General features: G+C 49.8%; 20 protein-coding genes. 7 read left to right on the top strand and 13 right to left on the bottom strand.

The features are described from left to right. The coding region (locus GCU44_RS12565) for a transposase (RefSeq protein ID WP_154856706.1) at positions 1-243 on the bottom strand (243 nt) is incomplete at its 3' end. 426 nt (positions 244-669) lie between these two features. Between GCU44_RS12565 and GCU44_RS12560 the strand changes: the two genes are divergently transcribed. Together GCU44_RS12560 and GCU44_RS12555 are read left to right on the top strand one after the other, a co-directional pair. Further along, positions 670-1,089, top strand: coding sequence for a nucleotidyltransferase substrate binding protein (locus GCU44_RS12560; protein ID WP_154856705.1), 420 nt, complete (start codon positions 670-672; stop codon positions 1,087-1,089). Then, positions 1,086-1,409, top strand: coding sequence for a nucleotidyltransferase domain-containing protein (locus GCU44_RS12555; RefSeq protein ID WP_154856704.1), 324 nt, complete (start codon positions 1,086-1,088; stop codon positions 1,407-1,409). The genes GCU44_RS12560 and GCU44_RS12555 overlap by 4 nt, the downstream gene beginning before the upstream one ends. An 86-nt stretch (positions 1,410-1,495) precedes the next feature. Here GCU44_RS12555 and GCU44_RS12550 read toward each other — a convergent pair whose 3' ends face one another. The 3 genes from GCU44_RS12550 to GCU44_RS12540 all read right to left on the bottom strand — a co-directional run bounded on the left by GCU44_RS12550 (position 1,496) and on the right by GCU44_RS12540 (position 4,202). Then, positions 1,496-2,560 (bottom strand): sensor histidine kinase, encoded by a 1,065-nt coding sequence (locus GCU44_RS12550; protein ID WP_154856703.1) that lies wholly within the window; start codon positions 2,558-2,560, stop codon positions 1,496-1,498. An 8-nt stretch (positions 2,561-2,568) separates the two neighbouring features. Then, positions 2,569-3,258: a response regulator transcription factor gene (locus tag GCU44_RS12545; protein WP_154856702.1), complete on the bottom strand. Its 690-nt coding sequence runs from the start codon at positions 3,256-3,258 to the stop codon at positions 2,569-2,571. Positions 3,259-3,407: 149 nt separating this feature from the next. After that, a complete protein-coding gene (locus GCU44_RS12540; protein WP_092176887.1) occupies positions 3,408-4,202 on the bottom strand; it encodes a DUF3108 domain-containing protein in 795 nt (264 codons plus the stop codon). Between the two features lie 182 nt (positions 4,203-4,384). Between GCU44_RS12540 and recA the strand changes: the two genes are divergently transcribed. Continuing rightward, positions 4,385-5,449: a recombinase RecA gene (gene recA, locus GCU44_RS12535; RefSeq protein ID WP_092176751.1), complete on the top strand. Its 1,065-nt coding sequence runs from the start codon at positions 4,385-4,387 to the stop codon at positions 5,447-5,449. Between the two features lie 25 nt (positions 5,450-5,474). On the opposite strand, the gene GCU44_RS12530 is transcribed toward recA, so the two are convergent. Further along, complete coding sequence (locus GCU44_RS12530; protein ID WP_154856701.1) at positions 5,475-6,722, bottom strand: ABC transporter permease; 1,248 nt, start codon at positions 6,720-6,722, stop codon at positions 5,475-5,477. Positions 6,723-6,836: 114 nt separating this feature from the next. Between GCU44_RS12530 and queA the strand changes: the two genes are divergently transcribed. After that, positions 6,837-7,886, top strand: a complete 1,050-nt coding sequence (gene queA, locus GCU44_RS12525; protein ID WP_154856700.1) for a tRNA preQ1(34) S-adenosylmethionine ribosyltransferase-isomerase QueA — start codon at positions 6,837-6,839, stop codon at positions 7,884-7,886. A gap of 134 nt (positions 7,887-8,020) precedes the next feature. On the opposite strand, the gene GCU44_RS12520 is transcribed toward queA, so the two are convergent. Together GCU44_RS12520 and GCU44_RS12515 are read right to left on the bottom strand one after the other, a co-directional pair. Beyond that, complete coding sequence (locus tag GCU44_RS12520) at positions 8,021-10,039, bottom strand: monovalent cation:proton antiporter-2 (CPA2) family protein (protein ID WP_154856699.1); 2,019 nt, start codon at positions 10,037-10,039, stop codon at positions 8,021-8,023. Positions 10,040-10,162: 123 nt separating this feature from the next. After that, positions 10,163-10,642 carry an Mpo1 family 2-hydroxy fatty acid dioxygenase gene (locus tag GCU44_RS12515; protein ID WP_092176741.1) on the bottom strand — a complete coding sequence of 160 codons (480 nt, stop codon included), beginning with the start codon at positions 10,640-10,642 and terminating at the stop codon, positions 10,163-10,165. A 197-nt stretch (positions 10,643-10,839) separates the two neighbouring features. Between GCU44_RS12515 and nhaC the strand changes: the two genes are divergently transcribed. Continuing rightward, a complete protein-coding gene (nhaC, locus tag GCU44_RS12510) occupies positions 10,840-12,324 on the top strand; it encodes a Na+/H+ antiporter NhaC (RefSeq protein WP_154856698.1) in 1,485 nt (494 codons plus the stop codon). After that, complete coding sequence (locus GCU44_RS12505; RefSeq protein ID WP_154856697.1) at positions 12,321-12,923, top strand: 3'-5' exonuclease; 603 nt, start codon at positions 12,321-12,323, stop codon at positions 12,921-12,923. The genes nhaC and GCU44_RS12505 overlap by 4 nt, the downstream gene beginning before the upstream one ends. Here the strand turns inward: GCU44_RS12505 and GCU44_RS12500 are convergent. Beyond that, the gene (locus GCU44_RS12500) at positions 12,916-13,557 is read right to left on the bottom strand and encodes an IMPACT family protein (protein ID WP_317175338.1); all 642 of its coding nucleotides are present in this window, start codon (positions 13,555-13,557) and stop codon (positions 12,916-12,918) included. The two genes, GCU44_RS12505 and GCU44_RS12500, sit on opposite strands and share 8 nt — an antisense overlap. A gap of 150 nt (positions 13,558-13,707) precedes the next feature. Between GCU44_RS12500 and GCU44_RS12495 the strand changes: the two genes are divergently transcribed. Then, complete coding sequence (locus GCU44_RS12495; protein ID WP_092176733.1) at positions 13,708-14,685, top strand: glycosyltransferase family 2 protein; 978 nt, start codon at positions 13,708-13,710, stop codon at positions 14,683-14,685. On the opposite strand, the gene GCU44_RS12490 is transcribed toward GCU44_RS12495, so the two are convergent. The 5 genes from GCU44_RS12490 to GCU44_RS12470 are packed head-to-tail and all read right to left on the bottom strand — an operon-like array spanning position 14,680 to position 21,754. Next, entirely contained in the window at positions 14,680-15,960 is a 1,281-nt protein-coding gene (locus GCU44_RS12490) for a M16 family metallopeptidase (RefSeq protein WP_154856696.1), read from the bottom strand. The two genes, GCU44_RS12495 and GCU44_RS12490, sit on opposite strands and share 6 nt — an antisense overlap. After that, on the bottom strand, positions 15,957-17,174 hold the full coding sequence (porV, locus tag GCU44_RS12485) for a type IX secretion system outer membrane channel protein PorV (protein WP_154856695.1): 1,218 nt from the start codon (positions 17,172-17,174) through the stop codon (positions 15,957-15,959). The genes GCU44_RS12490 and porV overlap by 4 nt, the downstream gene beginning before the upstream one ends. After that, positions 17,171-20,416 carry a type IX secretion system sortase PorU gene (gene porU / locus GCU44_RS12480; protein ID WP_154856694.1) on the bottom strand — a complete coding sequence of 1,082 codons (3,246 nt, stop codon included), beginning with the start codon at positions 20,414-20,416 and terminating at the stop codon, positions 17,171-17,173. The genes porV and porU overlap by 4 nt, the downstream gene beginning before the upstream one ends. Then, positions 20,400-21,104 carry a CDP-diacylglycerol--serine O-phosphatidyltransferase gene (gene pssA / locus GCU44_RS12475; RefSeq protein ID WP_154856693.1) on the bottom strand — a complete coding sequence of 235 codons (705 nt, stop codon included), beginning with the start codon at positions 21,102-21,104 and terminating at the stop codon, positions 20,400-20,402. The genes porU and pssA overlap by 17 nt, the downstream gene beginning before the upstream one ends. Next, positions 21,101-21,754, bottom strand: coding sequence for an MBL fold metallo-hydrolase (locus GCU44_RS12470; RefSeq protein ID WP_154856692.1), 654 nt, complete (start codon positions 21,752-21,754; stop codon positions 21,101-21,103). Before GCU44_RS12470 ends, pssA begins: the two co-directional genes overlap by 4 nt. Between the last annotated feature and the right edge of the window lie 50 nt (positions 21,755-21,804).

Genomic DNA, 21,804 nt, shown 5'->3' with positions numbered 1-21,804 from the left:
CAGCTCACCGATCTGCGCATACAGCTGCTCGATCCCCGGACCTTCTTCCTTTTTATTGGGAGACTCCTTTTCAAATGCCGCCGAAATGTTCTCTAGAAACTCCCCTTTCCATTTAGAGATAACTACGGGGCTAATGTCGAATTTTTTGGATAACTCAGCCAATGTCTGCTGATTCTTAACCGCTTCAAGGGCTACTTTCGCCTTGAATTCTGCGGAAAACTTCCTCCTTGTTTGCTTGTTCATAAGGTTAAATTTAATCGTTTTTTTTAACTTAACCTCTGGTCTCAATTTTGGGGAGTATTATACCCCAACCTCCCTCCTGAAAACAGGAGGGGGAGACAGGGGGTGGTAAAATTACGTCATCGGTAGGTCATTGGTTACCAATAGACAAGTAGTATCCAATAGAAAATTAATGATCGACTGCATGCGTTTAGCTGTTAAAACCAAAGAAAACAGGTTTCTGGAAAGGTATGACGTTGAAAAAATGGATGCATTCGCATGGTTTACCTGTCTGAAATGATTAATTTACCGGTACTAGTGAAAGAGCTGTTGGGCGGTTCTCAAATCGTTGATTGAGGTCAGAACTGATTTAAAACCGTTGCTTGTTGATCAACAGGAAGTTACTCCTGGCTATTGCGGATTTTGATTACTACTAAATAGTAGATTAGTATGGAGAAGGACATACGATGGAAACAACGGTTTTCGAATTTCAGGAAAGCATACAAACAGCTGGAAGATGCAGTAGCCCTGGCCAATACACGGGAATTGAGCCAATTGGAAAAACAGGGGCTTATCCAATCTTTTGAATACACGCATGAACTAGCCTGGCTAGTGATGAAAGATTTCTTTTTCTATCAGGGCAATTTTGAAATACGGGGATCGAGAGATGCTACCCGGGAATCATTTAAAAACAATTTACTCGATGACGGGGAAATTTGGATGGATATGATAAAAAGCCGTAATAGGAGCAGCCATACCTATAACGAAGCAATTGCTGTTGAAATCGCCCAGAAAATCATTACACAGTACTTCGAAGCATTTTTTGCGTTTAAGATAAAAATGGAACAAGTAGAGGCGGATTTGTCATGATTATCCAGACACGTACCGACACGGGCTTACCAGCAAAAACCATTAAAGCCATATGCGCTGTTTTTGCTCGGTATCCAGAGATTGATAAAGCCATACTTTACGGTTCACGGGCTAAAGGCACTTATGGTAGAGGTTCTGATATAGACTTGACACTGGAAGGTAACTTGCTTACGCTTACCCTGCTCCATAGAATTGATACAGAAATTGATGACCTGTTGCTGCCCTATCAAACGGACCTGTCCATTCGACATACAATCGAAAATAAGGCGCTTCAGGAACATATCGGACGGGTAGGGAAGGTGGTTTATGAAAAGTCGTAAACCAGCTAAACTAACCGGGCCTCCGAAATACACGTTGGCTAGTCGAATTCCCTGGAAGTTGACCATCAGGAACTGTCCCTACTGCTTCAACCCTTTTTTTCCAAGGTTGCCGGGCTGTTTCCTACCGGAAGGTCAAAGCTAAAAATCGAACCCTTGCCCAGAATGGAGCTTACCGAAATGGTGCTTTTGTGCCCCTCCAGAATGTGCTTGACGATGGCCAGGCCCAGGCCCGTTCCGCCCTTCTCCCGGGAACGGCTCTTTTCTACCCGATAAAAGCGTTCGAAAATCCGCTTCAGGTCTTCGGGATGAATGCCCATCCCCTGATCTTTGATTTTGACCGACAGGTGGTTTTTGTGGCTTTTTAACTGGATCGTCACCTCTCCCTCGTCTTTGTTGTATTTGATCGCATTGGAGACCAGGTTTTGGAGCACCCGGAATATTTTTTCCCGGTCTGCATACGTGTAATACCTTTCTTCAGGGGCATGCTGAAAATGAATCCGTATCCCCCGCTTGTGGGCCTTGCCCTCCAGCTGTTCGATGACTTCCAGTATCGTTTCTCGTAGGTCAAAATGGACCGGATGAAAGCGGATAAAGCCACTTTCGATCTGGTTGATGGTGATCAGGTCCTGTACGAGATTATCCAGGTTGTTCAGGCTTTTGGCGGCCCGCTTCAAAAATTTATCCCGCACGCTGTGGTCTTCCACCGCCCCGTCCAGCAGGGTATGGATGTAGCCCTGTGCGGCAAAAATTGGTGTCTTAAGTTCATGGGAAATGTCGGCAATGAATTCTTTCCGAAAGGTTTCGTTTTTTTGCAGGGTTTCGATTTCCCGGTTTTTCGCCGCTGCATATTCGTTGATATTGGTTTGGATACTCTTTAAGGGCGGCAGGGAGGCTTTGATTTTTTTTACACCTTTGAAGGATACATCCTTACGCTGGATTTTTTCCAGTACGTTGTAAATATTGCTGATTTCCTTAAATACCAGAAACTCCAGGCCTAGGTGGATGAGCAGGTAGGAAATGGAGAAGGAAAGGGCGGCAGTGGCTAGCAGGACCATGGACCCCACTTCATCCATCAGGGACAAAAAAGCCACCAAAAGCAAGGCGATGGATACGGCCAGTACAAAAGCAATTCCCCTGGAAGTACTGAACATATCCGTTCTTAAATTAGGTTGAATTTGTAGCCGACGCCTTTTACGGTGAAAATGTAGTCGTCGCCAATTTTTTCCCGAACCTTTCGGATGTGTACGTCCACCGTACGTGCCAGGACAAAGACGTCTGCTCCCCAGATATTCTTGAGCAATTCATCCCGGCTAAATACCATGTTGGGGTTTTTTGCCAGGAAGTAAAGCAGCTCAAATTCTTTTTTGGGAAGGATAATGGTCTTGCCTGCCTTGGAAATGGTATAGCTGCTCCGGTCGATCACCAGATCCCGGATTTCAATTTTGGTGCTATCCGGCTCTTTTTTATTGTCACGACGAAACAGGGCGCCGATACGGCTTACCAATGCGCGGGGTTTGATGGGCTTGTGAATGTAATCGTCGGCTCCCACGTCAAAAGCGGCTACCTCGGAATATTCCTCAGACCGCGCCGTCAGAAAGACGATGAACGTATTTTTCAGCTCGGGGATATCCCGGATTTGCCGGCAGGTTTCCACGCCATCCTGATTCGGCATCATGATGTCCAGCAGGATGAGATCCGGTTGGAAGCTTCGGGCCTTTTTTACAGCCTGCATGCCGTCCGTGGCGGCGCTTACTTCGTAGCCTTCTTTTTCCAGATTATAGGTGACGATTTCGATGATATCTTCTTCGTCGTCCACCACCAGGACCTTTAACTTTGGTTTGTCACTCATGGATTAAAAACAACAGTAAATTACAATCACCGTACAAAGGTAGGTAAAATATAAAAAACAGGTTGCTCCCAGACAAGGTTTGATGGCGGTACGGGGATTTATTTACCTGGATTATTCCATGGGTTAGCGAATTATTATCGATTTGTTGCTCAATTGTTACGCAATCCTTCTGCCGATACAATGTCCATGTTGATGGAGCCCACCACCATGCTGGCTTTTATTTTTACCGGAATGCGGTTGTCATCGGCGGTAATCCACATTTTGATGGGTTTTTTGCCTCGGAATAGTTTGTTGCTTGGCATCACCGGACTGAACACATGGGTATCAAAGTCGCCAATAGAGGTAGACACCCGGTCCTTACCCTCGTATATTAATTTTAGGTTATAATTTTTCATGTCAAAAAACCCCTTGATCCCGATTTCATCGCCTTTTTTTAAGCCCTTGAAATCCATGGTGCGCAGCAGGTAATACCCGCTCACGATATCCTGCACCTGATAGGGAACATCAAACGACTCGGTTTTTACCAATTCCTTGTTTTCCCGATCGTATAGTTTTACGGTCGCCGATTGATTCTGCTGGTCAAAATCGATGACTTCGTGCTTTCGGTAATTTCCTTCTTCGATGTGCCGGTAAGCCCGGTAGGGGACGATACGGGCGGTATCAATGTAGGTACCCCAGTTGTCCTTCACGTAAAAGAGTTTGAATATGCTTAGCGTTCTTCCATATACATCAATTTTGTATGCAGGTCGATCGTCTACCTGGTGGATTTCATCCGATATGACCATTTTGGCTTCCGCCGCATTGATGAAAAAATAGCTGACATTGAAGGTCAGGGTTTCTCCTTTGCCAAAAGCCTGGTTTTTCCGGACGGGTTCCGGTTCGGGTGCCTGGGCATTTCCCAGGAAAAAAAGCATCAAGAAGATGGTTTGCAGCTGTAAGACCATGTGTTTTATTAAAGGTATCTTCAAAGTCCGTACCATTTTGACAGTCAATGGACGGGGTCGGGTTCATCAAATTTATACTAACGAAATCGAAAAACAATGGTTATCCGGAGTTGTGAATGATCCCACGAATGGTTACTTTCACAGTATCAATTGATCGAGTTAAACATCTGAAGATACATCGTATGAGTGCGAACGCGGAAAAATTAAAAGCCCTGCAGCTGACCCTGGACAAGCTGGAAAAAGCCTACGGCAAAGGTACGGTAATGAAACTAAGCGATAACGTGGTTCTGGACGTACCCGCCATCTCTACAGGTTCCCTGGGTTTGGACATGGCGCTGGGGATCGGCGGCGTGCCCCGAGGCCGGGTGATTGAAATTTACGGACCGGAATCCTCCGGTAAGACCACCCTTTCCATGCACTGCATTGCGGAGGCACAGAAGGCGGGAGGTCTGGCGGCGTTTATCGATGCAGAGCACGCCTTTGACAAATCCTATGCGGAAAAGCTCGGCATTGACATCGAAAATTTGCTGATTTCCCAGCCGGACAACGGCGAGCAGGCCCTGGAAATCGCCGAACACCTCATCCGCTCGGGAGCCATCGATATCATTGTGATCGATTCGGTGGCAGCACTCGTGCCCAAAGGAGAACTGGAGGGCGAGATGGGCGAGTCCAAGATGGGCCTACAGGCCAGGTTGATGTCCCAGGCCCTACGGAAGTTGACCGGAGCCATCAATAAAACGGGCTGTGCCTGTATCTTTATCAATCAGCTTCGGGAAAAGATCGGCGTGATGTTTGGCAATCCCGAAACGACCACCGGTGGTAACGCGCTGAAATTCTACGCCTCGGTCAGGCTAGACATCCGCAGAATCGGGCAGATCAAAGAAGGGCCGGATAACATCCTGGGTAACCGAACCAAGGTAAAGGTGGTGAAAAACAAGGTGTCGCCGCCGTTCAAGGTCGTGGAATTCGACATCATGTACGGAGAAGGCATTTCGAAGGTAGGTGAAATCATCGATCTGGGTGTGGAATTTGACATCGTCAAGAAAGCAGGTTCCTGGTTTTCCTACGAGGGAAACAAACTGGGGCAGGGCAGAGATGCGGTGAAGACACTCCTGCTGGACAATCCGGAACTCATGGAAGAATTGGAGCTGAAAATCAAGGAAAAGGCAGGTATCCTTAAAGACAATAAGGAAAAAGCGAAATCAAACGGCAAATCCAAGAAAGAAGAATCCAAGAAAGAAGATTAACAGAAGGCAAGGAATCCGGTAGCTGCTAGGCCATGCGGATGGCATCTACCGGATCCATTTTAGCCGCCAGGGAAGCAGGAATGATGCCAGAGGCAATGCCAATCGCCGAAGACAAGCCCACTCCCAACAGGATATTTTTAAAGCTGAGGATGATCTCCAGATTACCCAGTGAGACAAAGGTAGTTCCAAATACAATCAACAGCCCGGCCATCCCTCCAATCAAACTCAGAAAGGTGGCCTCAAAGAGAAATTGCAGCAGGATAAAATAGTTTTTGGCACCCAGCGATTTTTGTATGCCAATGATGCCGGTTCGTTCCTTAACCGAAACAAACATAATATTTGCAATGCCGAATCCCCCGATCAAAATCGAAAATCCCCCGATCACCCAGCCGGCTATGGAGATGACCGCAAAAATGGATCCGATCGCATCCTGAATAAATTCCGATTTGTTTAGCGCAAAGTTGTTTTCTTCCGTAGGTCGCAGCCCGCGTTTCGCGCGCAGGAGACCGGCCATTTCATTCTCCAAAGCGATCAAGCCCGGATCGTCGTCCCGACCTTTGACCGCAATGGTGGGTTCAATGCCGTTTTTTCCGACGTAGAACAGTTTGTTAAAGGCTCCATAGGGCACCAGGAGCGCTTCGTCTTTTGACGGAGTGTCAAACAATCCCTCTCCTTCCTCTTGCAAGATCCCGATGACGATGAATTTCAACCCTTTAATCTTAAATTCCTTTCCCAGGGGATTTTGGTTGGGAAACAAGGCGTTGGCGATCTTTACGCCGATGATGGAAACGTTTCGGGAGGCATTGATTTCCATTTGGGTAAAAAAGCGCCCTTCCTGAATGGGAATATCGTATACTTCCTTGTGGTTTTGTACCACTCCGTCCAGATTCGCCTGTTCGTAGGCATTGCTACCGGCTTTTACCGTGGTGCGGGTGGAGGCAAATACGGTCACCGAGGAAGCACTTTTCAGGCGTTCGTTCAAAAAGACATATTCGGAATAATTTGCCGGCGGTCGCCGAAAATAGCGCCACCAGGGGTATTGGGATGGGCCCGAGGAAAAGGGGAACCGATCTACCCGAATCACATTGCTACCCAAAAAGGTGAGGCTGTCCTTAATGTTGCGTTCCAGTGAATCCACTAATGTAAACACCGCGATGATGGCAAAAATACCTACGGTCACCCCGAGCAAGGAAAGAATGGTCCGGGTTAGGTTCGATTTTAAGGCTTGCATCGCAAAGCGAAAACTTTCCCAGATAAGGCGAAGAATGTTCAATGTCTCGAATATTTAAAATAATTTGACAAGATAAGTAGAATAAGGCTAAATTCTTACTATCTTTGCATTTTTTACGATAATTACGTTCACTCGTTATTTCCAAAATAAATACACATGAAGTTATCTGATTTCAAATTTGAAATTCCTAAAAAGCTTATTTCCTTGTATCCACCGGAAAACCGGGACGAGTCCCGGTTGATGGTGATCCACCGGGATACTGGAAAAATAGAGCATCGGGTGTTTAAGGATATCATTGAGTATTTTGGTGAGGGCGATGTATTCGTCACCAACAATACGAAAGTATTTCCTGCCAGACTCTATGGGAACAAGGAAAAAACGGGAGCAAAAATTGAAGTGTTCCTGCTGCGGGAACTCAATCAGGAACTTCGCCTGTGGGACGTGTTGGTAGATCCGGCGCGGAAGATACGGGTTGGAAACAAGTTGTATTTTGGTGACAGCGACCTGGTAGCTGAGGTAATTGACAATACTACTTCCCGGGGGAGAACCATCCGGTTTTTGTTTGACGGTACCGATGAGGAATTTTACAAGACCATCGATACCCTTGGGGAGACGCCTATTCTGAAAGAATTTATTGAGCGGGATGTGGTGGACTCGGACCGGGAGCGGTATCAGACCATTTTTGCTCAACACGTAGGGGCAGTGGCCGCACCCACTGCCGGTTTGCACTTTACCCCGCACCTGCTAAAACGATTGGAGATCAAGGGCGTGGAAGTCAGCCCGATCACCCTACACATCGGATTGGGAACCTTTCGGCAGGTAGACGTAGAGGATCTGACCAAGCATAAAATGGATTCGGAAAACTACGATATTCCGCAGGAAACCGTCAACCTGGTCAACAAAGCCCTGGATGCCAAAAAGCGGGTAGTAGCCGTGGGTACCACCTCTCTTAAAACCATTGAATCCTCGGTGACGGCCAATGGCCGGCTTAAGTCCAGCAGCGGATGGACGGATAAATTTATCATTCCCCCCTACGAATTTAAAATCGCCAATGCGCTGGTCACCAACTTCCACCTGCCCGAATCGACGCTGTTGATGACGGCATCTGCCTTTGGTGGATACGATTTGATCATGAAAGCCTATCAGGAAGGCATCAAAGAAAACTACAAATTTTTTAGCTATGGCGATGCCATGTTGATTCTCTAATCAGGTGCGGCCTGGAAGTAACAAAAAACCCTGTTCGGCCTGTCCGAATAGGGTTTTTTCATCAGAAAGCATCCCAGCCTGGTAGTAGGTGAACTATTCCGCTAAATTTCTCCTCAGCGGGAGGCGGCAGCGAGTCAGGAAATGCTGACATCGTCCTCGAATTTTTCCAGCGCCTCCGGACGGGCTACCACGTAGACAATGTCTCCCAATTTGATTTTGGTATCCCCGTGAATATCGGTATTGGTTTTACCATCCCTTTTGATCGCAACCAGATTGATGCCTGCCTTTTCCCGTAAGTTGATGTCCTTGATGGATTTGCCGATAAAGGCGCCGTGATCTTTTTCAATTTTGATGCCGGCAAAATTGATTTCGGGGATATCCAGGGCAATGGTGGAGCCGCTGTCGCCTTGCAGGGAGCGAAACACTTCGTAATTGTGGAAGCGCACATCGTGGGTGAAATCGTCGATTTCGCCTTTCGGCACCAGGTATTTGTTCAATACCCGGGTAAAGATTTCGATGGAAGTTTCAAATTCCTCCGGTATCACCTCATCTGCACCGAGTTTTAGCATGGCCTCGATTTCGTTCACATACCTTGTTCGCACGATAATAAACACGTTCTGACTGTCGGTACGGATGTTGGTGATGATGCTCCGGGTCGATTCGTGGTTGGATATTGCAATGACCGCCACCCGGGCTTTGTGGATATTCACGTGTTCCAGCACAACCTGATTTGCGGCATCGCCGTACATGATCGGCTCTCCTTTTGCTGCCTCTACCCGCACGGTCTCGGGGTTCATTTCGATGATGGCGTAGGGTATTTCAGCCCGTTTTGCGGCTCTTGCCAGGTTTCTGCCATTTAGTCCAAAGCCGATGATGACCAGGTGGTCGCTCAGTCGATCGGTTTCGACTTGACCGGTTGGCACATTGATTTTCTCGCCAAAACGGGCCCTTATTTTCTTGGGTACGGGAATGTTTAAGACCCTGCATGCGAGGTTTTCTTTCTGTTTCAGCACGAAGGGCGTGATAATCATGGTGAAAATCGAAATCGCCAGGAAATACTGATAGGTGATGGGGTCCAATAGTTCGTATTCAAGCCCTTCCTTCGCCAGCAACAAGGAAAATTCACCCACCTGGAAAATGGAGAATCCGACGACAAAGGCATCCTTGAAGTTACTGCCGATGGATTTGACGGCAATGGCAGCGACCAAAAACTTGATCACCACGGTAAGGACCACCAGAAACAAAATTACCAGGAGGTGGTCGATCAGAAAACTGAGATCGAAAAGCATGCCTACCGACACAAAAAAGAAACTGAGGAAGATCTCCCGGAAAGGTAAAATTTTGCCGGTGGCATGGTGGCTGTATTCCGATTCGCTGATAATCAGCCCGGCCAAAAAGGCTCCCAAGCCCAGAGAAAGGCCGAGCAGGGAAGTCACATAGGCTACGGCAAAACAAATAACGATGATGCTTAAAAGAAACAGTTCCTCGTTTTTCGACTTGGCCACCCGATAAAGCAACTCTGGAATCAGGTATTTGGCGCTGAGGATGGTCAAAACAATGACCAGCCCTGCTTTAAGTGCCATGAAGGTGAGGGAAAGCAGGATATTGTCCGACTCCCCGGCAAGCATGGGTGTAAACAGCACCAGCGGCACAATGATGATGTCCTGAAAGATTAAGATGGCCAGCGTGGTTCGGCCCGACAGGCTATTGATCTGTCCGGTTTCCTGGAGTAGTTTCAAGACAATGGCTGTACTACTCAGGGCAAATAGGAACCCGAAAAATACCGCTTTGTTCCATTCGTAGCCGAAAGCGTAGGTGATCAGACTGGTAACGGCAATGGTAAGGATTACTTGCAGGCTGCCTCCGATAAAAACAGCCTTTTTGATGGCCATCAGGCTTTTTAGGGAAAATTCCATCCCGATGACAAACAGCAACAAGATTACTCCGATTTCGGACAACACGTCCACTGCGGTGGAGGCGTCCACCAGGGAAAGACCGTAGGGTCCGGCAATGGCCCCGGTCAGCAAGTACCCGATGATGGTGGGTAGTTTGAGCCGCATGAAAAGCAGGATCACCAGTGTCGCAAGTCCAAATATGACGACAATGTCTGACAAAAGGGGGATTTCGGTTGCTGCAAGTATAAAGGATAGCATTGGTAGTTCGGTTAAAAAAGAGCCACTAGTCAAATTTACCAGAATATAGTGAAAATCTGGCCGATATCTAACCGGAATATTCCTAAACAAGTCGCCGAAAGGGAGATTTGGGGCCAGTCAAGATTAATAAGCGAAGCCTAAACGCTTGTAAATGAAGTGCATCAACCAGGCGGGACCAATGAGGAGAAATTGAAGGTCCTTAAAGAAAGAGGGTTTTTTCCCTTCGATTTTATGCCCATAAAACTGTACCAGCCAGGCAAGCAGAAACAAGACAACGCAAAAGATCCAAAAAGGGAAGGGGAGGAGTAGGGATAACAGGCTGGCCATTGCCAGGCACAGGGCAACAAACAGCAGCATTCCCAGTGCCAGCGGAGGCGAAAGCATCAGGTAATACACCAGCACCAGCAACAATACCGGAGTGGCCCAATTGGCAAAATGGCTGAGTAGGTATTCCATTTCCTGCATGGGTCCCGGGGGTATGCTATACAACAAGCCTACCGCGCTAAAAAAAATCGCAGGCACGCAAAGCCAATGGATGGTTTTGTTGGTAGGATGCCGGTGGCTGATGTCGTATTCCTGAAGCAGACCGTCTATCTTTCTCATGAGTCCGGTTGTAGGTACCAAATTAACTGATAGTAAGTTAAGAAAAATAATTGAAATACATGGAGGCGGGAGTAAACTCAGAACTTTATATTGAATTCAAGCGGATAGATTAAAATAACAAAGAGTTTCGGTGGTACCGGCTGGAAATTCATATTTTTTTTTAACTTTAAGGTTTATCTTTTCATCCACCGATCGCAATGGGTACACAAGCAAAACGTCCGACTATTTGGGAAGCACTGTTTCCACTATTTTTCCTAATTGTCCTGCTGGTGATCAACATCAGTGTTTTTGGTACGGACGGACTGCTGGGCTCCAATCAGTTGGTATTGGTCATTTCTTCCGGAGTGGCGGGACTGGTGGCGGTCTTCCGGCTGGGCATCAACTGGGGCACGATACAGGACGGCATGATCAAGAGTATTTCCTCCGCCATGTCTTCCATTTTGATTTTGCTGCTGATCGGTTCGCTTGCCGGTACCTGGATGTTGAGTGGGATTGTCCCTGCCATGATATATTACGGCCTTCAGGTTTTGAATCCGACCATCTTTTTGCTGGCGGCCTGTGTGGTATGCGGCGTGGTGTCGATTGCCACGGGAAGTAGCTGGACCACAGTGGCAACGGTAGGGGTGGCCCTCTTAGGAATCGGCAAAGCCCTTGGATTTGGCGAAGGGATTATCGGCGGAGCCATTATTTCGGGTGCCTATTTTGGCGATAAAATGTCCCCCCTGTCAGATACCACCAACCTGGCTCCAGCCATGGCCGGTACGGACTTGTTTACCCATATTCGGCACATGGTGAAGACCACCGTGCCCTCGATTTCCATCACCCTGTTGATTTTTGGGATTATCGGTGTGTGGGGGCAGCCGGAAGGAACCGTGGGGCAGGTAAAGGCCATTTCCTCCGTGATTTCGGACACCTTCGTGGTCAACGGCTGGTTGTTTATCGTGCCCGTGTTGGTTTTGGTTCTCATCATTAAAAAGGTGCCGGCCATCCCCACCCTGCTGGCAGGCGCCCTTTTGGGTGGTGTTTTTGCATTGATTTTTCAGGGAGAAGTGATTCGTAGCCTTTCCACCGAAATGGAAGGAGGTGCCCTCCTGCGTTCCTTCCGGGTGGTCATGCAGGCACTATTTGGTGATACGGCGATCGTGACCTCCAATGCCGTTGTAAACGACTTGCTGGTCACCGGCGGCATGGCAGGCATGCTGTACACTGTTTGGCTGATTCTTTGTGCCATGGTTTTTGGCGGCATCATGGAGGTAAGTGGCATGCTCAAAGTCATTGCGGAGGCGGTAATCGGAAAAGTGAATTCGGTAGGCTCGCTCATTGCTGCCACCGCTGGTACCGGTTTCTTTTTCAACATAACGACCTCCGATCAGTACCTGGCCATCCTTGTTCCCGGAAGAATGTATGCCGATATTTACCGAAAAAAAGGGTTGAAGGGGGAAAACCTGAGCCGTACGCTGGAAGACAGTGCCACCGTGACTTCCGTGTTGATTCCCTGGAACACCTGTGGGGCCACGCAGGCCTCGGTTTTGGGCGTGGCAACGCTGACCTATGCCCCCTATTGTTTCTTTAATATCATCAGCCCTTTTATGACGATTTTGTTTGGGTATTTTAACTGGGGCATCAATTATTACTCGAAGGAAGAAATGAAACAGATCAAGGAAGAGGAGGTGCTGGCATGATACCCTTAAAGATCACCAAAGAGGAAGTGAATGGATTGGATATTGGGGCTTTTCCTGGCGAGATATTGCTGGTGCGGGACCAGGAGGATCTGCGCCGAATGGAGCGGGATTTGTCCAGCCAGCAATTCATTGGTTTCGATACCGAAACCAGACCGGCTTTTCGGCGAGGCGTTTCCTACGACGTGTCGCTGCTGCAGTTGTCTACCCGGGATACGGCCTACCTGATTCGGCTAAACGAGCTGGGCTTCCCTATTCAGGCCAAATCCGTGCTGGAAGACCCTCATACGGTCAAGGTAGGAGCAGCGGTTAGGGACGATATCAAAGCACTCAAAAAACTGTCGCCCGGCTTTAATCCGGATGCTTTCTTTGATCTCAACGAAGAATTGCGCCGTGTGGGCTTTCTCAATGTGGGGGTGCGCAATCTGAGTGCCATGGTGCTTGGAATCCGCATCTCCAAGTCCGAGCAGGTGTCCAACTGGGAAGCACCTGCACTAACCGAAAAGCAACTGCTGTATGCAGCTACGGATGCCTGGGCTTGTCTGGAAATATTCCTCAAATTGTACAAACAGGGCTACCTGGACGACATCTTTTCTATGTAAGAATAGTCAGGGAAGAAATCGATTGCAGCAGTTCCCTGACTTCGGCGGATTTTGACTCCCGGCATTCGAGTGATAGTCGACAGTCCGTCTCAAAATGCTGCTCGGCGATTTTCAGGTTGTGACGCTGGATAAGGTGCATGACCTCATCCATGGATGGGTACGCAAAGTGAATGTCGATGCGGGTGTGTAAGGTTTGTTCGATCACCTCACCCGCGTCAAGCGCGGATGCGGCGGCCGTTTTGTAGGCTTTTACCAGTCCGCCTACCCCTAGTTTTACCCCGCCAAAGTACCGGACCACAACCACCAGCGCGTCGGTCAGTTCCCGGGAGCGAAGTTGTCCCAATAGGGGGTCTCCAGCGCTGTGATGCGGCTCTCCGTCGTCATTGGCCCGGTATATGTCCCGGTCTTTTCCCAGAATATACGCATAGCAATGATGCCGGGCATCGTGGTAGGATTTCCGAAGCTGGTCCAGGATTTGTTGCACCTCCGATTCGTCGGTTACCGGGTAGGCAAAGGATAGAAATTTACTTCCTTTTTCTTTATAACTGCCCGTTGACGTGGCTTTTAGGGTTAGGTAGCTGTCTTCCATGGATACGAATGCTGCCGGTTGGTTTAGAATCGCTAATTTAGCCAAATATTACGAATCGTTCGTCCGACATTCAAAAGCAGTCTTTCCTATAGTGGCAAAACACGTCATTGCTCGCAGGTGTAAAAGAGCAGGAAGCAAGTAGCCCAGTGAATGGGTAGCAATGTCGGAAGGAGCCAATAAAGTCTGCTTTCCCAAATGGATCGGCAAAAAACACCAAACGAACCGCTTGTCTCCGTGATCTGTACCTGCTACAATCAGGCGCCCTACCTGCAGGCAGCGCTGGACAGCGTGTTGCAGCAGGTGTACCCGGCGATCGAACTCCACATCGTCGATAACGGGAGTACCGATTTTTCCCGGAAGGCCATCCTGGCATGGCAACAGAAAAACGCCCATAAGCTCCCCATTCGCTGTCATTTTCGGGATCGTCCCATCAATTACTGCCAATCCTTCAACCGCGCCCTGGCTCAGACTCGGGGCGATCTGGTAGTGGATCTGGCGGCCGACGATTTTCTTCATCCCCGGCATCTTGCGGAGGCGGTGAACCGACTCAGTGTAACGAACGCGTCGGTGTATTTTTCCAACGTGCGCCATTTGTATACGAATGGGCAAACCCGTGCCTTTTACCCGGTAGATGCTGCCGGTAAAGCGATCGGCCCTATCCCCGAAGGCGATGTGTTTGCCGCCGTCGTAGAAAAATACCAGATCAGCTCCGCCTCACTGGTGCTAAACGCACCGGTGCTCAAAGCAGCCGGCGGTTACGACGAGCGCTTGGTTTACGAAGATTTTGATTTGTTGATCCGGATGGCTCGTGACCATGCCTTTGTTTACGGAGACTTGTTGGGTGTCACCAAACGGATCCTCCCGGATTCCTTTTCGAGCCAGCAGTACCGGGTGGGCGATGCCCGGTTTTTGTCCACCACCCTCCAGGTCTGTGACAAGATTGCCGCGCTGCTTCGTACTGCGGAGGAAGCGCAGGCTTTGAAATTTCGGATTTTGCACGAGACCAAACACGCCCTGGCCTCGGGTAATTTTACCATTGCCGCCCGGTTTTTGGAACGGTACCCGAAAGGCGGTTCTACGGATTGGCGGTATTATAGTTACCGAGCCTGGCTGGCGTGCCGATGGGATCTTTCCGGCCTGTACGACTGGTGGAGGAAGCGAAAGACTTTATAATTGCCCTACAATGACTTCCTGCATGGCCTCTGGAGAAAAATAGGTGGCCCCGATTTCCTGCAAGCGCGCCCCGTCAAAATCCTTGATAAAGGCCAATTGTTGGGTGAATATCGAAAAATCCAACCCTTCAAAATGCACCCGCTGAAAGTGGCTCATCAAGTCAAAGGGATTGCTAAAGCTAGATAACAGGCTGCCGGCCAGGTAGTTTTTTACGATTTCCAGCTCCTCCGGCGGAATGGGTTCGGATATCAGGCGTTGGATCTCCTTGTACACCTCCCGGATCACCTCGTCCCCGTATCCTCCCTTCACGTCTGCGGATACCATCCAGTAGCCATCTCCGTTTACATTTCCCAAAAAGCTATTGATTCCATAGGTGTAGCCCTTTTCCTCTCGTATGTTTCGGATAAGTCGGCTGCCAAAATAGCCACCCAGGACGGTATTGAAAAACGAAAGGGCCTGGTAGTCCGGATGTGCCATAGGGATCATCCACTTGCCCATCCGAATGCTGGACTGCACGGCTTTGGGCTTTTCTTCTGTCTGCCGGTTGCCGGAATCGGATTCAAACGCAGGTGGGCCCAGAATCGTCCCGTTTAGGCAGGGCAAGTTGGCAAACTGCTCTTCCAAAAGAAGCAATTCTGCTTCGGAAAGATCACCGGTGACAAATAGTTGGGGGACTGTAAGAAACTCGTTGCGGTAATACGCGATCAGTTCCTCGCGGGAAACCGCATCCACGTCTGCTTCCGAGGGATACTGTCCAAAGGGATGATCTTTACCGAAAAGCCCGGCCCGAATGAGTTGATTGGCCCGCGCAGCCGTCTGCTCTTGCTGAATGCTAAGGCTTAATTTCTTCTGTGATTTTCGTTTCAAAAAATGCTTTTCCGGAAATAGGGCATCGGTAAACAAGGACCGAAATACCGGTAATACGTCTTTTAGGTGCTTTTTGGTGGTTACCAGGCCCAGCCCATGCCGTTCAAATCCCGATAGGATTTCTACTTCCGAGCCGTGAAAATCAAAGAAATCGTCCAATTCCTCCGAGGGCAACGTCTGGGTTCCCTCCGGCAACATGTGCAGGGTAAAGAAGGAAACCAAGGGGTTATAGGTTTTATTCGTTCGGAAATGGACCGGAAAGATCACTTCCAACTTTACGGCCGCGATGGTGGGCGAGGGGTTGTAATACAGCCGCATGCCTCCTGGTAACAGGCGGCATGCGGGCGGATTCAAGTCAATTTGATCGGGTAGTAGAAAGGGCGGCGCCTGACTGCGGTCTATGCTCATCGGGGTACGTTGAATAACAGCGAAAACCGCAAGGTCTCTGCAAGCGGATGATTCTGAACCTGAGGGACGAGGTAGGAGAAGTCGAAACCGAGTCGGTTGAACTTAAATCCAACGCCCATGGTAAAATACCGGCGACCTCCCTTTTTGGGATTTTCGTAAAAATAGCCCGCACGCACCGCAAATTTATTGTCGTAGGAATACTCGGTCCCGAAGGAGATCATCACCTCCTGCATTTCTTCCCGAAACCCATCCGGCGCATCAAAGGGCGAGCCAAACATGCCGCTTATCAAGGGTCGGGCAGGGTCTTTACCTGCGGCAATAATGGGTTGGTTGGTGGAGGGGTCCAGCACCAATTGACCGTTTTCGTCGACCTGGTAAAGCGGCGGCGTAGGCACCAGCATTTTGTTCAGATCCAATGCGAAGGTAATGCTATTTAGCCCGTCCAGGGGAATCCGCAAGGCAGACCCAATGCGGAGATTGGTGGGGAGGTAGTCCAGGTCTTCTGCGCTGTTGTAGGTGATCTTTGGCCCGATGTTGGAGAGGTTGATTCCCCAGGAAAGGTTCGCTTCTTTATCCGAAAGGATGATTTCTGAGGTATGGTACAGGCCCACATCCGTACCCACACTTACGCCCGGCCGGCTTTCATTGCCTCCGGCCGAACTCAGGTTTCCGGAAAGATTGGAGTGAATAAAGCGGGCACTGATCCCTAGAGCCAGGTTGTCGGAAAGCTTTCTGGAATAGGTACCGCCTATGGCAATATCCCGGGGACTAAAGTCTCCCAGGGCATTCCCCCTGGAGTCGGTCAGCTGAATGTCCCCCATGTTGAAATACCGGAGGTCCAGCCCAAAAGCCGATACATCGTCGATGCGCTTGTAGCCGGTCAGGTAGTTTAGCGACATATCCGGTACCAACCGTCCCAGCCAGGGGGAGTAGGACAGGGAGAAGCCCATATCGTCTTCAATAAATGCGAGTTTGCCCGCATTCCAATGGGCCGAATTCGCATCCGGACTGGTAGCCGCACCGGCATCTCCCATGGCGGAATGCCTGCTGTCCGGTGCAAAGTTGAGAAAAGGTACCGCCGTGATAATTACCCGCCGGTCAACATCCTGTCCGGATAGCTGCGGGATCGTGATCTGTGCCTGACTTTCCACGTGAAAGGCGGCGAAAGCCACAAAAAAAGTTAACGTTTGAAGAATGTTTTTGCTCACTTTCATCGAATAATAATTTTTCCTCCCGTACTTCCCGAAGTGCCGTCTCCTTCAGAAACGAGTTCTATTTGGTAAAGATAAGTTCCTTTTGCCGGATATTTGGTTTTGCTTTGTAAAAATATCCATTGAATGTCTGTTAAAAACCGCCCGGCTTTAGGAAAACGCCGCCGCAACGAAAATATTTCATGGCCTGCAGAAGAATATAGGCTCAACTTTAAACGTAGATTTTCTCCCGGACGGTTGTGGGAAACCAGGAAGGATACCTGCTCCGATGAGGGATTGGGATAAGCAAGGACCGTTTCCACCTGAAGTTTTCGGCTCCCTTCCACCCGAACGGACCGACTGCCCGTGGAAACATTTCCCTGGAGATCGCTGCTACTGACCCGAATCGTGTTTTCTCCTTCCTTTAGGCCCTCCAGCAGAAATTTCACGTAGCCCTGCTGGTAGGTTCCGTCGGTCGCCGTGTAAAAATCAGTTACCGAAACAGGCGGGTTATCGTTGATTGACAGGGTAATTCCCTCCGGGATTCCGGTTTGAATTCCGGAAGGGTCACGCAGGTAAATCCAAATCGGGCTCTGGGTGCTGGAAATGCGTTCCCGGTTTTCCAGGCTGTCAAAAACAAACAGCTCCATTTCCGGTCCGGCGGTATCTTCTTCCCATTCGTCGGTACCTGCTTTCAAAGGGATAGTTGCTCCACCGAAGGCTTCCCAGGGACCGCGTTCTTCCCGGGCGTAAAGCATGATTTTCCCAATGGCCACTTCCTCCAGCGAGGCATTTCCCAGCAGCAATTCCCCTTCAAACCGACCCTTTTCGACACGCCCCAGTCCCCGAAACAGGGGTTGCTGGTAGTCGAGGAAGGTGGTGGGGGGACTTTCATCACCCAGGGTTTCTACGGCTTTTGGTTCATTTTCTACGCGAAACTCGTAGGTTCCATCAAAATTGTTAATTTGAGCGCCTGTAAGCGGATCCTGGATTTCCCCCTGGTAAATCAGTTTTTGATTACCAAAGAGGGTATCGGTTTCAATGCGGGTCTGGCTCTTAACCAGAGAGAGGGTACGGGCCCGTAAATCGGGCAGGGCCAACCGCAGCGAAGGATCGCCCAGCAGGGAAAAATTCCGGTTCAGGGCGCCAGCCAGGCTTTCGTTTTTGGTCCGTTTGAAAATTTCACCCAATGTCAGGGTTCCCCCGGCTTCAAAAAGGGCCGCCACAAAGGCCTTGTTTAAGCGGAAATTAACGCTGCTGAATACAGGTCTACCGGTAGCCAGCACGGCAATGGCGCCTTTGGCCTGCGCAAAAAGCAATTCCTCCGCACCGGAGCGTAAAAAGGGGCTGTCGTGCCTTCCGAACTCACAGGTAGCGGTCACGAATACGGGGAAACGTCCGCTTTCCGGCCAGTCGTCAATGTCGGGCACGGTAAAAAGCTCCTCCGCCGCCCAGGTCAGTTCGTTGCCGTGCCCCGTATAATTTACCAGAAGAAGCCCCTCCGCCAGTTCTTCCGCCAGTTCCCGTTTCGCCGCGGGTAGCGTAGGTTCGGAAGGATGCTGCTCGAATTGGTCCAGGTATAATTTTCGGATGTCTACTTCCGGGTAGCGGTTGTACAGAAAGGCCGCATGCTGTTCCGCATCGCGGAGGTGAATGTTCTGATCCCCATCGTCCGCGATAAACAGAAGCTTTCTCGTCCACGATCCGGTACTTTCGGTCTGGTATCGGATGATCTTGTCCACGGCTTCGGCTGCCTCGGTCGGAGTGATGGCAGGAATCCTCCCCACACCGATATCCAGTTCCAGATCGCCGTTCTCGGATTCCTCCCATTCCCCTTTGCCCATGTCCAAAAATCCGTAAAAGTCGTCCGACCCATAGGTGGTCAATGGGTTAAGGCTGGACCGGGAACTGTAGGTGGGCACCAGGTTGGGTCGGCCACCCAGTTTTTTTTTGTAGTCGAAACTGCCTTTCCCGAAAAAAAGTACGTGTTTGAGCGATTTGCCCGCATGCCACTGGTAGGCCAAAAAATTCCGGATACTGCTGATATCGGGATTTCCGTAGCCAAATGCCTCGTAGATGGCCTGGGTTTGTACCACCTCGGTCGGTATTCCCTGGGAGTTTTTAAACCGGGAAAGCCGCTCTGCCTGAGCGGCAAGTGGAGGCGCCGTCACGATGATCAGTTCCGGAAACCCGGAAAGGAGTTGGTCGGGTGGGGCTACGGCAGTTGGGCGGGAGATTTCCGGCACCTCATCCGGATCAAATACGGCTAGTTTCCGCGCATCGATGGCGGCTGCCTGCCCGGATTGTATTTGGTGAAAATCGCTCACATTCCAAAGCTGATAGTTGCTGTTGATCGGCTGTAGGGGCGCTGACGACAAGCGGTAATAGATACCCGGGCCGATGGTTGCCGCCGCATAGGGGAAACCCAGTAGCAGGTGCTTCAAATAGCCGGCTCCGTTCGGGTTGGAGGTAGTGAACGTGAACTGCAGCGAAATGCCCTCGGCATCTTCTGGCAGCGTCGCCTCGGCATCGAAGCGGGCCTCCCTGCCTTTTACGGCATACCGGCTGTTGGGTACCGAGGGAATCGGGAGTTCGCCGATCGGTTCCCCATTGAGACGAAATTGAAACCGGCTGTCTTCGAAGGACTGGGCCATCATACGGGCATGAACGGATACCCTGCCTTGGGGAGGCACATCGGGTAAGGGGAAGGCAATGGTTTGACCACCGTTGGCAAAGGTCCGGAGTCCATACCAGGAGCGGCCCGAGGTCAACAGGTTATAGGTTTCTTCTTTGAAGGGCTGAAATCGGTACAGCAGTCCATTGGCTGAGGAAGTAGGCGTGGCGGCAGTTTCCTCGGCATCCTGCACCCGGTTTTTGGGGGGGGTTCCGGTTTGGATCAGGTAATATAGGCTATCCGTGTAGGGATGCGGTTCGAGCCGGGCCTTGCCATCTTCCACCAGTATTTGGTCGGGTTGCCCCAGGAAGACATACAGCTGGTCGTCGATTCGTTTTTGGGGTAGTTCCTTTAACCGAAACAGGCTGCTATCTACCTGTTGAGGCAAGGCACCCGGTTCTCCGTAGAAGCTAATTTCCTCCAGGCTGCCCAATCCCCAGGCGGTAGCTTGTTCCTGGGAAAGACGGTAGACACCTTCGTCGGTGACTGGAAACACAAAATAATCCTGGGAAAACAAGGGGCCGGCAAACAGGCATAGAAAGCCTCCAAGCAAGGTACCCGTGTATATGGAAACGTTACGTTTTCCCTTCATGTTTTTCCAGTCGGTTGCTGATCATGGACAGGAAGATGTACGAAATCACCGCTATGGGAATGCCTGCCCAGCCCCAGATAGCGATTCCGGCCAGTGAAATCAGCAGCATGAGGTACCGGAATTCGTTTTGTTTCCACCCAAAATGCTTGAACTTCAGTGCCAGCAAGGGTAGTTCTGCTGTCAATAAGTACGAAAAAATCAAAGTCAGGGCCGAAAGAACCCAGGGATTGTTCCAGATTTCCGATAGAAAGGCCACTTTTTGGCCCAACAGCGGGAGGGTGGAAAAAAACAGCGCATTTGCAGGAGTTGGCAATCCGATAAAACGCTCCGTTTGTCGCTCGTCTACATTGAATTTTGCCAGACGGATGGCAGATTGGATACCTATGAGAAAGCCGATATAGGGAAGGTATGCGTGTACACCCGATGCCTGAATCAGGTAAAACACAATAAAAGAGGGCAATACGCCAAAGGTTACCAGGTCTGCCAGGGAGTCCAGTTGCTGGCCAATATCGCTTTGCACCCCGAGCAGCCGTGCGGCAAAGCCGTCAAAAAAATCAAAAACTGCTGCCGCCAAGATAAAATAGTAGCCGAACACGGGACCTTCTTCCATCACAATGTGGATGCCTATCATCCCGCAAAGTAGGTTCAGACAGGTGAGGAGGTTTGGGATGTGTCGGAGGATACTCAAGAGGAGGCGGATTTACCTACGAATGGATTGGTTTCTTTTTCTTCCCCAATGCGGGTACTGGGCCCGTGCCCGGGGTAGACCACCACGTTGTCCGGCAGAGCGAAGAGTTTTTCGCGGATGGATTGGATCAATGTTTCGTGGTGGCCACCCGGAAGATCGGTGCGTCCGATGCTTCCCCGAAACAGCGCATCGCCGCCGATACAGCTTGCCGACCCTTCGTTGTAAAATACCAGGTGTCCGGGAGAATGGCCCGGCACCCAGATGGAAAGCAATTGGGTATTGCCAAATTTGATCCATTCCCCTTCGCGAATGTAGTGGTCGGCTTTGCTGGGCTGATACTGGGCAAATCCGTAATTGGCTGAATAGCTGCTAACGGCCTGTAGTACCGCTTCTTCTTCCTCGTGGTACCAAAGCGGGATATCGAAGGTGCTTTTTATGAAGGCATTTCCCAGCACATGGTCTATGTGGCAGTGGGTATTGATCAATTTTACGGGGTGCAAATCATTTTTTGTAATGAAATCAAGCAGCTCGCCTTTTTCCTGTTTTTCGTAGCAGCCCGGATCGATCACCAAGGCCTCTTTCGTCTCGTCGTAGAGAAGGTACGTGTTTTCAGCGAACGGATTGAATGTAAATGATTTAATTGTCAACATGGCAAAATGATTTGGATTCCAGGTTCAAAATAACAAAGATTGAGTTAATT

This window comes from Cyclobacterium xiamenense, from assembly GCF_009467825.1.
Lineage (GTDB): Bacteria > Bacteroidota > Bacteroidia > Cytophagales > Cyclobacteriaceae > Cyclobacterium > Cyclobacterium xiamenense.
The sequence above is the reverse complement of the archived record's forward strand: the minus strand, read 5'-3'. Positions and strand labels throughout refer to the sequence as shown.